Raw genomic sequence first — 15,226 nt, forward strand, 5'->3', positions numbered from 1 at the left:
AATTACTGCTCAAAAGACTCCGTCATTAATCCCACCGACGGTACGCCCGCTTTTTTTAGAAAATCCATTAACAGCAACACTTCTTGATAAGTTACCTTGCCATCGCCTTTTAACATGACTGGGGTTTTGGGATCTTTATCTAACGCCAATTTAACTTGAGCAGCAATATCAACTGCTTCCATTGGCGCTTCAGGATCAATACCAATGCTGGCATAGTAATTACCATCAGCATCGATTGACACCACAATGGGTGGTGTTTCCGTTGCTTCAACAAGCTCCGATTGTTCCATCTGTGGTAAATCAACCTTAACACCGTGGGTGATTACGGCCGCTGTCGCCATAAAAATAATAAGCAAAACCAACATAACGTCTATATAAGGTACTACGTTGATTTCGGCGACCGGACGACGTTTTTTACGTTGGTACATTAGTTTGCTTCCACTTTTGCCACAGCTTGGCGATGAAGAATATTAGAAAACTCTTCCATAAAGTTGCCGTAAGACGATTCAACTTTTTCTACTGTATGTGAAAAACGGTTAAACGCGATAACAGCAGGAATTGCAGCAAATAAACCCATTGCAGTTGCAATCAACGCTTCTGCGATACCAGGCGCTACCATTTGTAAAGTTGCCTGTTTTACTGAGCCAAGTGCGATAAATGCGGTCATAATCCCCCAAACCGTTCCAAACAGACCAATGTATGGGCTAATTGAACCAACGGTTGCAAGGAATGATAGGCTTGATTCTAATTTTTCCACTTCACGAGAAAGCGTTACGCGCATTGCGCGGTGCGTGCCATCTAAAATAGAACCTGGTGATGCATGATTGTTTTTTGCAAGGCGTGCGTATTCTTTAAAACCAGAAGTGAACATTGCCTCAAGGCCATCAAGTTCATTACGGGCAGACAGTTCCGCATACAATTTACTTAAATCGACACCCGACCAAAATTTGTCTTCAAACTTTTTAGCATTCGTTTTTGCCGCTGTTAGCGCTTTTCGACGTTGAATGATCATAGCCCAAGAAAAAATAGACATTAATACCAAAGTCAACATCACAAGTTGCACCAAAAAGCTCGCTTTAAATATTAAGTCAATAATTGAAATTTCGGTGGCCACTGCTCACTCCTGAAATGATTGATAGTCAAGGGTTAGTTCGTTTAGTGCTTGGAAAGTTCCCTTGTTAGTATGAGATTTAGTTTAACCATACTAATACCTGCATACAATGGCTAGACACTAAGAATCGCATCAACTGAACAAAAAAAACACACAAATTAACTTTATGATACTAAATGATGATTTTATAACGCACTAAACATTCAAAAACATAACGTTTATTCACTAAATATGAATAAATACTCAAAACTTTAAATGTAAGAATCACCAAAACAATAAAACTTATAGGACAAATTTTACGCGTTAATAATTTTCCTTTTAAATACAATGATGTAATTATTAACAATTAATTAACTGATGGTTATATACACAACCAAAAACATCATCGGATTAGTTTTTTTTATATCAAAAAATAATTTTTCTAGTTTGATGAAAACCTCACTAATCCGTAATATAGCACCTGTAAACACGAGGACATGCACACACACTGTGCTAACCCTAGTTTCATATACACAGTGATTACTGATTTGTCATTGTGTAGCATTTTTTTAAATGCGTTCCCTGGATTACTTCCTTCAACTTGTTGTTTGCCCGCTCCCTAGCGGGCTTTTTTTTTTGCCTAAAATTTAGAACAACTCCACTATAAATACGCTCAGATATAGATAGCGAATCGACTTCTAACCCACATTTTTGCTAACTGCTATCGTTAATTGATTGGCAATAGACCGCCTTTACATAAAAGACTCTTTTACAAGTGTTACCTGTTGCAAAGCAAAAGTTACATAACAAAAAAGGCCGCTAAGCGACCTTTTTCAATAACTAATCCAAACTAACGTTACTTGTATTACGCGTCTTTTATTGGAAAGCCAAAATGTTTATAGGCAAACTCTTGGGCAATACGCCCTCTTGGCGTACGCTGAATAAATCCTTGCTGTATCAAATAAGGCTCAATAACATCTTCGATTGTTTCGCGCTCTTCTCCTATTGCCGCTGCAATATTATCAAGGCCTACAGGGCCGCCCATAAACTTCTCGATAAGACAGAGTAAATATTTGCGGTCCATATAATCAAAACCGCTCTTATCAACATCTACCATATCAAGGGCGCTGCCTGCGATTTCGGCTGTTACCACACCATCGGCTTTAACTTCGGCATAATCCCGAACACGGCGTAATAATCGGTTGGCAATACGCGGGGTACCTCGGGCACGGCGTGCCACTTCAACCGCCCCTTCGTCTTCCATTTCAAGGGATAAGAAATCCGCAGAACGACTAACGATGTGTGATAAATCTTCAACTGAATAAAACTCTAATCGCTGAACAATACCAAAACGATCTCTAAGTGGCGAAGTAAGGGAACCTGCACGGGTTGTTGCACCCACTAATGTAAACGGCGGTAAATCTAATTTAATAGAACGTGCAGCCGGTCCTTCACCTATCATAATATCGAGTTGATAGTCTTCCATTGCTGGGTAAAGAATTTCTTCAACATGTGGGCTTAGACGGTGTATTTCATCAATGAAAAGCACATCGTTTTCTTCTAAGTTGGTTAGCATTGCCGCAAGATCGCCGGCTTTTTCAAGTACCGGGCCTGACGTTGTTTTAATATTCACATTCAGCTCGTTAGCAACAATATTCGCTAACGTAGTTTTACCTAAACCCGGCGGGCCAAAAATAAGCAAATGGTCAAGTGCTTCTTCACGAGAGCGCGCCGCTTCAATAAAAATTTCCATCTGCTCTTTTACATGGGGTTGACCACGGTAATCAGACAACAGCTTTGGACGTATCGCTCTATCGATAACGTCCTCATTTCCTTTTTTCTCGGGCTCTATTAATCTATCTGCTTCAATCATCTTACATCATTGCCTTTAACGCTTCTTTAATTAGCGCTTCGCTTGATAAGCCACTGCCTTTAATTGCTTTAACGGCTTTTTCTGCTTGATTTGCTTTATAACCGAGTGCCATTAACGCTGCTATTGCATCATCTTGTGCACACCCTTTAACGGTTGGATCTTCCTGCATTTCCAATATTGCACCATCGGTATAAGGAGTAAAGAGATCCATACCCCAATCTTTCAGCCTGTCTTTCATTTCAAGCACTAAACGCTCAGCTGTCTTTTTACCTACACCAGGCAATTTAACAAGACTAGTTGCATCTTCATTATGCACACAGGCAACAAATTGCTCGGCAGACATACCTGATAAAATTGCCAAACCTAACTTAGGTCCTACACCATTGGCTTTTAATAATTCACGAAATAGTGCGCGTTCCGTTTTATTGTTAAAACCAAACAATAATTGTGCATCTTCTCTCACCACAAAATGGGTGTAAACAACCGCTTCTTCACCTTCTTTCGGCAAGTTGTAAAAACAGGTCATTGGCATATTCACTTCATAGCCAACACCACTCACTTCAATTAAGATTTCCGGTGGCTGTTTTTCTACTAATGTTCCGCGTAATCGCCCTATCATCGTCTTAATCGTCCTCTTACTGTTTTACTCGCTTGCCCTGAAAGCTTGATTAAATGTTGTTGTGAATGGCCATGACAAATGGCGATTGCCAACGCATCGGCGGCATCTGCTTGTGGTGTGCCTGGCAGTTTTAAAAAACTCTTTACCATATGTTGTACTTGCGATTTATCAGCACCACCGGTGCCAACTACGGCCTGCTTAACTTGCCTTGCAGAATATTCAAACACCTCAAGTGACTGAAGCGAAGCCGCTACCATGGCAGCGCCACGGGCTTGGCCAAGTTTTAAAGCGGAATCGGGATTTCGCGCCATAAATACTTGTTCTATCGCAAAGCTATCTGGTTGATATTGTTCAATTAGCTGTGTCACACCTTGAAAAATTATTTTAAGGCGCTCGGCCATTGGCTTTTCGCCCATTTTAATACAGCCGCTACCTAAGTATTCAAACTTCATACCTTGCTGTTTAATTAAACCATAGCCCGTAAAGCGAGAGCCAGGGTCGATGCCAAGTATTATTGCCAATGCACACCTTTTGCGATGTTTTCTTGTGATAACTAATAATGACCAATAACTGTATGGATTACCAGTGATAGTTTTTAAACTGCGCGCAGTTGCACAAAATTTAACTTATTTTGCGCTATATGCTTTGCGCCAAAGCCACTCTATTGGACCTGACTTGAAAAGTTTTAAATAGAAAAACGCAAATACCAGCTGAAAAACTGAGAATATTAAACACAAGTAGATATAGTCTAAACGCGTTGCGCTATGCACAAATTCAGGTGAAAAGTAGCGAAAGAAGAGCGCAAATACGATTGATTGCAAAATATAAAGCGTAAATGCCATACGTCCCGCAGGCGCAAAAATACTGTTTAATACGGTAAGCTTTTCATTTAGCTTAATAAAAACATGGCAATACATTAACGCACATACTAGTCCTGAAAATGTGGCAATGGACATAGTGAGTTCAACCAAGTGAACGTAATTAACACGCAATAGCGCATCGATGCTCGATATGGTTATCACCACCAATAAAGATGCAAGCAATTGCTTTGTTGATAAACCCGTATTGAAAAAATCGGCGCGATATAAGTAAACACCAAACAGGACTATGCCTGCAGTAATCCAAATAAAACACACCCAGCTAAATACAAACATAATAATGGTAAACACAATTTGCTGAATTAATTGCTCACCATAACCTGATTGCCAAGTGTTAATAATTTCGAAGTATTCATCGCTATCACGGTAGATGGGTTCGTTTGGGATCAACGCAAACAGCAATATTAATGAAAAGCCTATAGCAAAATAAGTTTTCGCTTTTTTTAAGAGCACTTCTTGGCTACTGCCTATTTCGCGATACACAATCAACCCTGCTAGTGCGTAGTTAACCAAAATATCGCCAGAAAAAATAAACACGCTATGGATAAAGCCAAAAATAAGAAGCCAATTTAAACGCGACTTTAACAACGTAAAGGCATCGTCTTGACCATGCTTATCATACAAAATAGCTAAGCCTACACCGAACAATAAACAAAATAAGGCTCTAAAACGACCATCTATAAAAAAGGCATTTATCACCTCAATCACATTATCGCTAAGCGGTGTAACTTGAAACGGCACGTAACCTAATTCAAAAACGCTATGATAGTAAATATTCATAAACAGAATACCCAACACAGCAAAACCTCTCAGCACATCAAGCGTTTTAATACGTGGCATACATACAACCTACATTCGAGAAAACTAAAAACGCAGCCATAGTGAGCGTCAAGTAACTGTTGGTAAAGTTTTAAATGATAAACGGCGAGATTAAAGGATAACAATCACACACTCATAGCAATTCGTATTAAAACAATAATACGTAGTGATGTGCGAACTTCTCATATTTCCAATGGAGCAATGGCAACACCCTATGTTACCTGAACGCGGGTTAACAAACTTATTCGCCATTTGAAATCTATTAGCTTTGATAAAGGTGATTTATTCGCTCGGTTCAATTATTAGAGCAAGATAAAAAGCCGCTAATATGACATTTTTGTGGCAAGAATTAAAAACTGATCCTAGCATTATTGATAGTTAAATATCGTACTAAATTACGAGCAATTCTACTGATGAATAAGGAGTGTTCATGTCTATCAAACGATCATTTTTGTCACTATCGGCGCTAATTATTTTAGCGATGGCAGTAATGGCGAGTCTTATTTGGTATTCAACAAATCAAATGGCAGAACTCGGAAGCGAACTAGCGCTAAGTAAAGAGTTGAGTAACAACATGTTGATGTTGCGACGTCATGAAAAAGACTTTTTACTGCGTAAAAACGAAAAGTATGTTGATAAGTTTAATCAGCGCATTGTGTTAATTAAGCAAAATATCCATGCATTACACAACGCACTCGATACCATTCCATCGTTAAAGCTACAACTTAGCGATACTCATGATTTAATCGAACAATACGAAACTCAGTTTCTTACCTTAGTGGCACTCGACAAGCGCATTGGCTTATCAAAAGATCAAGGATTGCGACAGGCATTCAATTTAGCCGAAACCCAATTAAAAGAAGCGGTGCTAACAACGGGCGACACCAATGCAATAAGCTCTATGGTACGGCTCGTACTACTTGAAAATGACTTTCAATCATCGTTAGATATTGCGGCCAAAAATCAAGCGCAAGAAAAACTAAGCACGGTAAAAACCTATCTCACTACTTATGACACCGTAAGCGCCACAGCCACCCTTGCAAACTTCGAAAATGCCGCAGCAAACCTTGCTGATGCATTAAAACAGCGAGGTTTATCAGAAGAAGAAGGATTACGCGGTGCATTACGAGGCAGTATTCACCAAGTAGAATCCACGCTCAACCAATTAACAACGGGCATTAACGCTGAAATTTCCGACACATTGCAAGTCAGTAAAAAACAAGGCGCAATGGTGTCTGGACTTATCACAGTGGTTATTTCAATTATTTTATTGTGGCAAACCTATCGCATTATTCATCGCCTACACAGTGCCAATGAAAAAATGGCAGATATTAGCCACGGCAATGGCGATTTAACCCAACACATTGAACTAGACGGTGAAGATGAATTGTCAGAGTTTACCGATAGCATTAACGAGTTTATTGATACCACAGCAGAAATAGTGCGTGAAATTAAGCATAAAGGTGAAGCCGTAGAAAAAGGCGCACACCACTCTGCCGAATTAAGTTTGCGTTCGCAAACCGCAATTGAAGATCAAAAAAACAATACGCTCGCAGTCAAACAAGCGGTGTCAGAACTGGTTAAAGCCGTTGAACTCATTGCCCAAAGCAGTGTTGACGTAGAGGCAAGTGTAGAGCAAGCGGAACAAGATATGCGTGAAGGCACTGATGTAATGAGCCAAACACACACCAATATGGGATTGTTAAAGTCACAAGTTGAATCCACCAGCGAGATTATGAGTGAGTTAACCCTATCAAGTCGCGAAATTGAAGGGGTAACGAGCGTGATAAGTGATATCACTGAGCAAACCAACTTGCTCGCACTTAATGCCGCAATTGAAGCTGCACGTGCCGGCGAAACAGGCCGAGGATTTGCCGTTGTTGCCGATGAAGTGAGAACGCTTGCCAAACGCACACAGCAATCAACAGTAGAAATCGGAAAAATGATTAAAACATTGCAAGATCTAGTGGTTCGTTCTGAACAGGCAATGGAACAAAGTTTAAGTCTCACCAGTGAAATGAACGACTCTCTTGATACTGCGAGAGAAAGTATGGATCGCAATAAACAATCGCTCGATGCAATTCGGGATCGCGTTATTCAAATTGCAGGTGCCACACAAGAACAAATGTACACAGTGAAGGAAGTAGAAAGTGCCACTGAAAATATCTCTGTTTCGGCTGAGCAATTGTTTATTGATTCATGCGAAAACAGTCAAAATTGTCATGCACTTGAAACCGATGCGCAAAACATGAAGCAAGATGTCGCGCGTTTTACCGTTTAGTTTCCCTTTGCAAGCAAACAAAAAAGGCGCACGTTAACGTGCGCCTTTTTTTAGACTTGGTAACGATTACTCGTCAGCCGCCTCAACCACAGATACACCTAGTTCAACCAGTGCATCTGGGTTTGCAACGCTTGGAGCGTTTGTTAATAAACATGATGCTTGCGTTGTTTTCGGGAACGCAATTACATCACGGATATTTTCTGTGCCACATAGCAACATTACTAAACGGTCTAAACCAAATGCTAAACCTGCATGTGGTGGTGTACCGTACTTAAGTGCATCAAGTAAGAAGCCAAACTTGTCTTCTTGCTCTTGCGCTTCAATACCTAAGATGCGGAATGCCGCTTGTTGCATATCATTGTTATGAATACGAACAGAACCACCACCTACTTCGTAGCCATTAAGTACCATGTCGTATGCATCTGAAATCGCTGCTGCTGGGTTTGCTTCTAGTTCAGCCGCAGAAACGTCTTTTGGTGCAGTAAACGGATGGTGAACCGCGTGCAGTGTACCTTCATCGTCTTCTTCAAACATTGGGAAATCAACAACCCAAAGTGGTGCCCACTTAGTTAGGTCAGTAATTTCAAGATCTAAACCAATTTTCAGACGAAGCGCGCCCATTGCTTCGTTAACAACATTGCGCTTGTCAGCACCAAATAAAATGATGTCGCCTGTTTGCGCATTAGTGCGCTCTAGTAATTGGCTGATCACCTCTTCATTTAAGAATTTAGCAATTGGTGATTGTACGCCTTCAACGCCAGCTGCAAGGTCGTTCACCTTCATCCATGCTAAGCCTTTAGCACCGTAAATGCCGATGAACTTAGTGTATTCATCAATTTGCTTACGTGAAAGCGATGCGCCACCTGGCACAGTAATTACCGCTACGCGACCTTTTTCATCGTTAGCAGGACCTGAGAAAACTTTAAACTCAACGTCTTTAACTAAATCCGCAACATCAACTAATTCCATTGGGTTACGTAGATCTGGCTTATCTGAACCAAAACGGCGCATTGCATCTGCGTACGACATGGTTGGGAATGTACCTAGATCAACGTTTAGTAGCTCTTGCCACATATCTTTGATCAGCTTTTCAGTCATTGCGCGCACTTCGTCAGAGCTCATAAATGACGTTTCTAAATCGATTTGAGTGAATTCAGGCTGACGGTCAGCACGTAAGTCTTCATCGCGGAAACACTTAACAATTTGATAGTAACGGTCAAAACCCGACATCATTAATAACTGTTTGAACAGCTGTGGTGACTGAGGTAATGCGTAAAAACTACCATTGTGTACACGGCTTGGTACTAAATAGTCACGTGCACCTTCAGGAGTTGCTTTAGTAAGTACAGGCGTTTCAATATCTAAGAAACCGTTATCGTCTAAGAAACGACGAACAAATGACGACGCTTTAGCACGTAACTTAATGCGCTCACTCATTTCAATACGACGAAGATCTAAATAGCGATACTTCAAACGCATTTCTTCAGAGTTTTGCTGATTAAAATCAAGTGGTAATGGCTCAGAACGGTTAATGATCTCTAACCCTTTACCTAAAATTTCAACTTCACCTGTCGCCATATCTTTGTTGATTTGGCTTTCTGGGCGAGCACGTACAATACCCGTTACTTTTACACAAAACTCGTTACGTAACTGGTTAGCGGTATCCATTAAGCCTTCAACGTCTGGATCAAATACCACTTGCACTAACCCTTCGCGGTCGCGTAAGTCGATAAAGATTAAGCCACCTAGGTCACGGCGTTTATTGATCCAACCACACAGTTCGACCGTTTGTTCTACGTTTGATTTATTTACTTGTCCGCAATATATAGAGCGCATATCTATCCTGTCCGTAAAAGACTTATCAATTTTTCGAGCACATAATCGGCTCGAAATTAGTCATCACTAAAAAATAAACGCCAATTATACTTAAGCGCTTTAAAATTGCGAGTGTAGAGAGTAAATTCCGTCTTTGATAAACTACAAAAATTGCTCATCAAATAATTTTCTAAATGCTGTATTTAGGTTGCCCACAGTGGTCCAGTAATCACTGGAAAGGTCGAGTGTTCACAAGCCACTGTAAAAATAGTGAAATGCTTACGCAATATGCTCAAATTTTTAATACTGTTGAGGGCAATACCAGCTTTTACGCCGACCCTACGCCAACAGCAATTAATAACTGGTATCAAAGCACTGGTGATGAATTTCGCTTTACCTTTAAAATACCAAAACGTATTTCGCATCAAATGGCGCTAGAAGGTATAAATCAAGACCTCAAAGATTGGCTCACCTTATTTGAACCCTTACTGCCAAAAATAGGTTCTGTAATGCTGCAATTGCCCAAATCATGTTCGCCCGCTTACATGCCACGAATTGAGCAATTTATTCAAATTTGGCCAAAGCACGTTCCATTATCCATTGAAGTAAGACACCTTGGCTTTTTCCAAAAAGACGACAATGAAAAGCGTTTTAATCAGCTACTCATGCGTCACAATGTTGACCGCATTATAATGGATACCCGAGCACTCTTTTCTGAGTCAGCAAATACAGATGCGATTATTGATGCGCAAAATAAAAAACCACGTGTGCCTGTCAATGTTATCGCAACCGGAGAAAAGCCGATTATACGTTTTGTTGGTTGTTCGACATTAAAAAATAACCATTCCTTTTATGCGCCTTGGGTCAAAAAAATAAAACAATGGCAAAGTGAAGGTAAAACACCGTATGTATTTTTTCATACTGCCGACAACCACGACTCAGCCCAACTTGCCCGTCAATTTTGCCAAGATGGTGGCTTTAACCACAATGTGTTAGCGCCTTTTCCTGCGCAAACAGAAGCAAAACAAAACGACTTATTTTAGGTATTTATGTCAGCAATCGATAAAACCTCACCGTACATGAATTACTTTAACGGTTACCCTGAGCCAATAAGAGCCCAGGTTAACACCATGATAAGCTCAGGAAAGTTAATACAATACTTTAAGAAAAAATACCCAAGCGGCCATCAATATAATTCTGAAAAAGCGCTTTATGAATATGCCAATACACTAAAACAACAGTTTTTGAAAAATGCCGCAAAGTTGGACTCGGTAAAGTATGAAAAGCGAAAAGACTTGGTGCTCAATGCACTTGGTACGCACACCTTTAAACGACACGCACACGGTAAAAAGCTTAAAGCTCAGCACCATATTGCGGTGGCAAATCAATTAAAATATGCGCCTTTAGAGGTTTTGAAAGCGTTAGTCGTTCATGAACTCGCGCATTTTAAAGAAAAAGACCATAACAAAAGCTTTTACAACTTATGCTGCCACATGCAAGCAAACTATTTTGAATGTGAATTGGATCTGCGCTTATTTATGGTGTTGTGTGAAAAAGGAGAGAATTTTTACTCTCCTTAACAGGGATGCTTCAAAAATTATTTAAAGCTAGCGATTTGGTCGCGCACAGCATTTACCGTTTTGTGCGCGTATGATTGGCCTGTTACGCCATACGGGTAACTACCAAGGCTCCAATTTGGGTTAGAAAAATAGTCGTACTGTGTTGCACTACCAAACACATGCGGATACGCCATAATTGAGGCAAATACATTTTGTACGCCATGACCCATGCCATCAACATATACGCCACCACGCGTATCACCTTGCTTACGTGAGTGCGCTAATCCCATATTGTGGCCAAGTTCATGAACAAAGGTCGTGGCACCACAATCTACCGCTGTAATGCTATACATTAGATCACTTGACGAATTGTATAAGCGACCGTTGCTGCCTTGACCAACCCACGCAATACCGCATGAAATTAAACCCGAATTATCACCAACGGCTTGACTAGTACCCAGTAATGCAACCATATCTGCACGTGTTTGATTACGGTAATTCTGAATGCTTGAACTATTTGTTAATGAACGTAGCATACCTTCTGTTGGCTGTGCGCTGACATTACCAATACTTGAAGAGCCTACTAAGCGTAACGTAATGTTATTGCTATTTTGGCTATACACCTGATTTGAAAACGAGATTAACTGGTTGATTTTGGTGTTAATATTCCCCGTTTTACGCGCTGCTTCATCTGTGTATAACACTGCAATATCAATTGTTGCTGCATAAGCGTTAGACGCAAGTAAGGCTGCCGCTACTGCAGCCGATTTAACCATTTTCTTCATTTTGATTTCCCTTTTAGATTGGCTTATTTGCCATTATCGACCACCGAAATGGGGTCACGATTATGTGATGACGTGTGGTCATCACTATCACCTTGGTTTGGCATATGCTCAACGTGATTTTTATAAAGATCACGTTTAGCGGCTATCCAACCATGCTGATTTTTAGATTCAAATGCATAGTTACCCGACGGTACTGTAAATTGGCCGTAAAGCGCGTCACTGCCAACCGTCAGCACGGTATTATGAAAACGCCCATCGCCTCCCACCACTAAGGCATGAACACTTTTATCCCCATTGGGAAAAACCGTTACCTTAGTGACTTCCGCTGAAAATTCTTCAGCCGTTTGTGGTATTGCCATATCAAACGTATTGCCCTCTTCAAGCGCCCGTAACGCGTCGAGATCAAATTCAACATAGTGCTCACCGTTTAAATCCGAAGGAATAAGCCCTGCATCGGCTAAATAATGTTTTGCCTCTGGCGACGATTTGATGATATTGCTGTAATGACTTTTTGCTTGCTCAGAATTATCGGCCCCTTGTGGCTTTGCTGGCTGAACTGTGATTTCTATTTCATCCGCGGTAACGTCTTTTCCTGCCCCTAAAGTGCCAGCGGCGAGCACTAATTCGCTTGGCTGTTCTGTGGCAACAACCACAGACTCAACTTGCTGAGCAGACTGCGTGTGCTCATCAGATATTCCGTATAAATAGGCAGCACCCACAACTAGAGACACAAGGATTAAAATCACGACTTTAATTTTCATAACTTACTTTTACATTTATCTATTTTAGGTACAAAAATATTAAAGAAATGACCAATAAACAACCACCTGTTAACAGTTGTTTACTAAGTTTATTATGAGGAACAATGATTTAGCTGCAGATACAAAAAAGGCCTCACAAATGAGGCCTTAATAAACTGATAACAGATTTTACAAACCAAGGTCTGCCATAAAGTCGTCATCAATATCATCGTTTGCCGATGATTTTACTTCCGCTTTTTTTGTTGGCTTTGCTTTTTCGTTGGCAATAATATCGTCTGGATCAACGGCTTCAGCAATATCAAAATCATGCAGTTTGATAAACTCGGTTTTATCCATTGCGAGTTCTAGGTAAAAGATATTTTGATCTTCTGTGGTAAACGTGACGCGGCGTGCTTGCGGTCTATCCATGGTGGTATCAACAGAGATTTGAACTTGTTTATTAATTGCCATCATTTTTGGCTGGTTCTGCGTAATGGATGTATGTAATTGCTCACGTACCTTGTTGGTAAAATCACCAACAACTTGGTTCATAAGTTCACCAAGTACATTTGATACGTCGTCTGATAAGTGGCTCTTAGCAATCTCACTCTCAGGCATGCCCATATTACGCATATAGTCGCCATAAATTTCCATCGCAGCTTGCGCGGTGAAGTTTTTCACAACCAGACCAGTAAAGCCACCGTCAAACAGCACAAAGCAGCCGATATCGGGGCGCATACAGGTGCGTGTTATTTTCTGCACCATGGCAGAATAGGCGATTTTATTGTTGGTTGCCGCCGACAACACTTCGGTTACGGATTTACACAAGGTCGCTAAAATATCTTCGGTACTAATTGTATTATTTTTTCTCATTCTTACTCTGCCTCAAACTGCAACTATATTGAGTATAGACAGCAAACTACACCTAATTAACAAAAGAGAAAACTAAATTTTACTAAAAACATCAAAATTTTAATTAATGATTGTGTGAAGGCACTGACTAATGACAAGAAAAAACGTAAAATATGCCGATTAAAAGCTTGAGAGATCACGCAAGTGAGTAAAGACAATATTTACGCAAACCAACAAGCGGTTAAAGATTTTACCTTTGATGAACGCGTTGTTGAGGTATTTCCAGACATGATCCAGCGCTCTGTGCCTGGCTACGCAACCATTGTAAGCACAATGGGCAAGCTTGCGGGACAATATGCGCAAAACAATTCCAATTTATATGATTTAGGCAGCTCGCTTGGCGCGGTAACGCTGAGCATGCGCCGTAATATCGATAAACAAAACTGCCAAATTATCGCGGTTGATAATTCTGCGGCAATGGTTGAGCGCTGCAAGCTTCACCTTGAGGGCTTCCGTTCAGATGTGCCTGTCACAGTTGAATTAGCCGATATCTACGAAATTGAAATAAGCAATGCATCTGTGGTGGCGCTCAACTTTACGTTGCAGTTTATTCCGCAGCCGCAGCGTTTTGCCTTGTTAGAAAAAATCTACCAAGGCTTAAAACCCGGTGGTGTGTTACTACTGAGTGAAAAAATTAAAGGTGAAAATACCTTAGTGGATGATTTGCTGATTGACCTTCACCACGATTTTAAACGTGCCAACGGTTACTCAGAGCTTGAAATAAGTCAAAAACGCAGCGCAATTGAAAATGTAATGCGCCCAGAAACACTCAATGCACATTTTGAGCGCCTATCAGAGATTGGCTTTCAACATACCCAAGTGTGGTATCAGTGTTTTAACTTCTGCTCAATGATTGCAATTAAATAATAGGTTTAGAAATGAATAACTGGTTTACTGACTTTTACGCAGCAATTGCAAAATCACCATTAAGTCATTGGTTAGAAACACTGCCAGCGCAGCTCAGCCACTGGCAACGCGAAGCGCAACATGGCGATTGGCCTAAATGGGAAAAAGTACTTAAAAATTTACCTGAGTCAAATACCAAGCACATTAATATTCAAGATAAAGTTGAGTTTGGCGACGCGTCGGAGCTAAGTGAAGGGCATACAAAACAGCTTGAGCATTTGCTAAAGCGCATGATGCCTTGGCGTAAAGGCCCCTTTACCATTCATGGCTTACATATTGATACTGAATGGCGCAGCGATTGGAAATGGGATCGTTTATTACCACATATTTCAGATCTTTCTAAACGCACTGTACTCGATATTGGTTGTGGCTCGGGTTATCACTTATGGCGTATGCGCGGCGCAGGTGCTGAGTTTGTTGTGGGTATTGACCCATCAGATCTGTTTTTAAGCCAATTCCAAGCGATTAAACACTTTAATCCAGACCCAAATGTACATCTTTTACCGTTAGGCGTAGAGCAATTACCTGAACTAAAAGCGTTTGATACGGTATTTTCGATGGGTGTGTTATATCACCGTCGCTCACCGATTGATTTCTTATCACAACTGAAAGCACAGTTACGCCCAGGCGGTGAGTTAGTGCTTGAAACCTTAGTGGTTGAAGGGGACGTTAATACCGTACTAATGCCAACTGACCGCTACGCAAAAATGCGTAATGTTTGGTACATCCCTAGCACCGCTGCATTAACCTTGTGGTTAGAGCGCGTTGGTTTTAAAAATGTACGTGTGGTTGACAATGACCAAACGTCACTTGAAGAACAGCGTAAAACCGATTGGATGACCACAGAGTCACTGGCGGATTTTCTTGATCCAAACGATGTAAATAAAACCATCGAGGGCTACCCTGCTCCGCTTCGTGCCATCTTAATTGCCGAAGCCTAAGCGTCTTC

General features: G+C 40.8%; 15 protein-coding genes. 5 read left to right on the forward strand and 10 right to left on the reverse strand.

Going from position 1 to position 15,226, the window contains the following annotated elements:
• Positions 1-2: 2 nt before the first annotated feature.
• From tolR to ACHSBP_RS06380, 6 genes are all read right to left on the reverse strand, one after another.
• Positions 3-428, reverse strand: a complete 426-nt coding sequence (gene tolR, locus ACHSBP_RS06355) for a protein TolR (RefSeq protein WP_010560439.1) — start codon at positions 426-428, stop codon at positions 3-5.
• Entirely contained in the window at positions 428-1,114 is a 687-nt protein-coding gene (tolQ, locus tag ACHSBP_RS06360) for a protein TolQ (RefSeq protein ID WP_010560440.1), read from the reverse strand. Before tolQ ends, tolR begins: the two co-directional genes overlap by 1 nt.
• Before the next feature lie 841 nt (positions 1,115-1,955).
• Positions 1,956-2,963, reverse strand: coding sequence for a Holliday junction branch migration DNA helicase RuvB (gene ruvB / locus ACHSBP_RS06365; protein ID WP_395388385.1), 1,008 nt, complete (start codon positions 2,961-2,963; stop codon positions 1,956-1,958).
• A 1-nt stretch (position 2,964) separates the two neighbouring features.
• Positions 2,965-3,582, reverse strand: coding sequence for a Holliday junction branch migration protein RuvA (ruvA, locus tag ACHSBP_RS06370; RefSeq protein WP_010560442.1), 618 nt, complete (start codon positions 3,580-3,582; stop codon positions 2,965-2,967).
• Positions 3,579-4,103 carry a crossover junction endodeoxyribonuclease RuvC gene (gene ruvC, locus ACHSBP_RS06375; protein ID WP_010560443.1) on the reverse strand — a complete coding sequence of 175 codons (525 nt, stop codon included), beginning with the start codon at positions 4,101-4,103 and terminating at the stop codon, positions 3,579-3,581. The genes ruvA and ruvC overlap by 4 nt, the downstream gene beginning before the upstream one ends.
• Positions 4,104-4,208: 105 nt before the next feature.
• Positions 4,209-5,300 carry a DUF418 domain-containing protein gene (locus tag ACHSBP_RS06380; protein ID WP_395388386.1) on the reverse strand — a complete coding sequence of 364 codons (1,092 nt, stop codon included), beginning with the start codon at positions 5,298-5,300 and terminating at the stop codon, positions 4,209-4,211.
• 409 nt (positions 5,301-5,709) lie between these two features.
• Between ACHSBP_RS06380 and ACHSBP_RS06385 the strand changes: the two genes are divergently transcribed.
• Positions 5,710-7,560, forward strand: coding sequence for a methyl-accepting chemotaxis protein (locus ACHSBP_RS06385; protein WP_105171630.1), 1,851 nt, complete (start codon positions 5,710-5,712; stop codon positions 7,558-7,560).
• A gap of 66 nt (positions 7,561-7,626) precedes the next feature.
• Here the strand turns inward: ACHSBP_RS06385 and aspS are convergent, their stop codons facing one another.
• On the reverse strand, positions 7,627-9,396 hold the full coding sequence (gene aspS / locus ACHSBP_RS06390) for an aspartate--tRNA ligase (RefSeq protein WP_395388387.1): 1,770 nt from the start codon (positions 9,394-9,396) through the stop codon (positions 7,627-7,629).
• Positions 9,397-9,569: 173 nt separating this feature from the next.
• Here aspS and ACHSBP_RS06395 point away from each other — a divergent pair, with 173 nt between their 5' ends.
• Both ACHSBP_RS06395 and ACHSBP_RS06400 read left to right on the forward strand, forming a co-directional pair.
• Complete coding sequence (locus ACHSBP_RS06395; protein ID WP_040642473.1) at positions 9,570-10,418, forward strand: DUF72 domain-containing protein; 849 nt, start codon at positions 9,570-9,572, stop codon at positions 10,416-10,418.
• A gap of 6 nt (positions 10,419-10,424) precedes the next feature.
• Positions 10,425-10,955: a M48 family metallopeptidase gene (locus tag ACHSBP_RS06400; RefSeq protein ID WP_010560448.1), complete on the forward strand. Its 531-nt coding sequence runs from the start codon at positions 10,425-10,427 to the stop codon at positions 10,953-10,955.
• Between the two features lie 17 nt (positions 10,956-10,972).
• Here the strand turns inward: ACHSBP_RS06400 and ACHSBP_RS06405 are convergent, their stop codons facing one another.
• The 3 genes from ACHSBP_RS06405 to ACHSBP_RS06415 all read right to left on the reverse strand — a co-directional run bounded on the left by ACHSBP_RS06405 (position 10,973) and on the right by ACHSBP_RS06415 (position 13,332).
• Complete coding sequence (locus ACHSBP_RS06405; protein WP_010560449.1) at positions 10,973-11,719, reverse strand: zinc-dependent metalloprotease family protein; 747 nt, start codon at positions 11,717-11,719, stop codon at positions 10,973-10,975.
• A 23-nt stretch (positions 11,720-11,742) separates the two neighbouring features.
• Complete coding sequence (locus tag ACHSBP_RS06410) at positions 11,743-12,480, reverse strand: hypothetical protein (RefSeq protein ID WP_395388388.1); 738 nt, start codon at positions 12,478-12,480, stop codon at positions 11,743-11,745.
• A 168-nt stretch (positions 12,481-12,648) separates the two neighbouring features.
• Positions 12,649-13,332, reverse strand: a complete 684-nt coding sequence (locus ACHSBP_RS06415; protein ID WP_010560451.1) for a DUF3334 family protein — start codon at positions 13,330-13,332, stop codon at positions 12,649-12,651.
• Positions 13,333-13,515: 183 nt separating this feature from the next.
• On the opposite strand from ACHSBP_RS06415, the gene cmoA reads away from it, so the two are divergent.
• Together cmoA and cmoB are read left to right on the forward strand one after the other, a co-directional pair.
• Positions 13,516-14,238, forward strand: a complete 723-nt coding sequence (gene cmoA, locus ACHSBP_RS06420; RefSeq protein WP_010560452.1) for a carboxy-S-adenosyl-L-methionine synthase CmoA — start codon at positions 13,516-13,518, stop codon at positions 14,236-14,238.
• Positions 14,239-14,249: 11 nt separating this feature from the next.
• Positions 14,250-15,218 (forward strand): tRNA 5-methoxyuridine(34)/uridine 5-oxyacetic acid(34) synthase CmoB, encoded by a 969-nt coding sequence (gene cmoB / locus ACHSBP_RS06425; protein WP_010560453.1) that lies wholly within the window; start codon positions 14,250-14,252, stop codon positions 15,216-15,218.
• The last annotated feature ends 8 nt before the right edge of the window (positions 15,219-15,226 follow it).

This window comes from Pseudoalteromonas sp. XMcav1-K, assembly GCF_044005875.1.
In the GTDB taxonomy this organism is placed as follows: Bacteria; Pseudomonadota; Gammaproteobacteria; order Enterobacterales; family Alteromonadaceae; genus Pseudoalteromonas; species Pseudoalteromonas spongiae.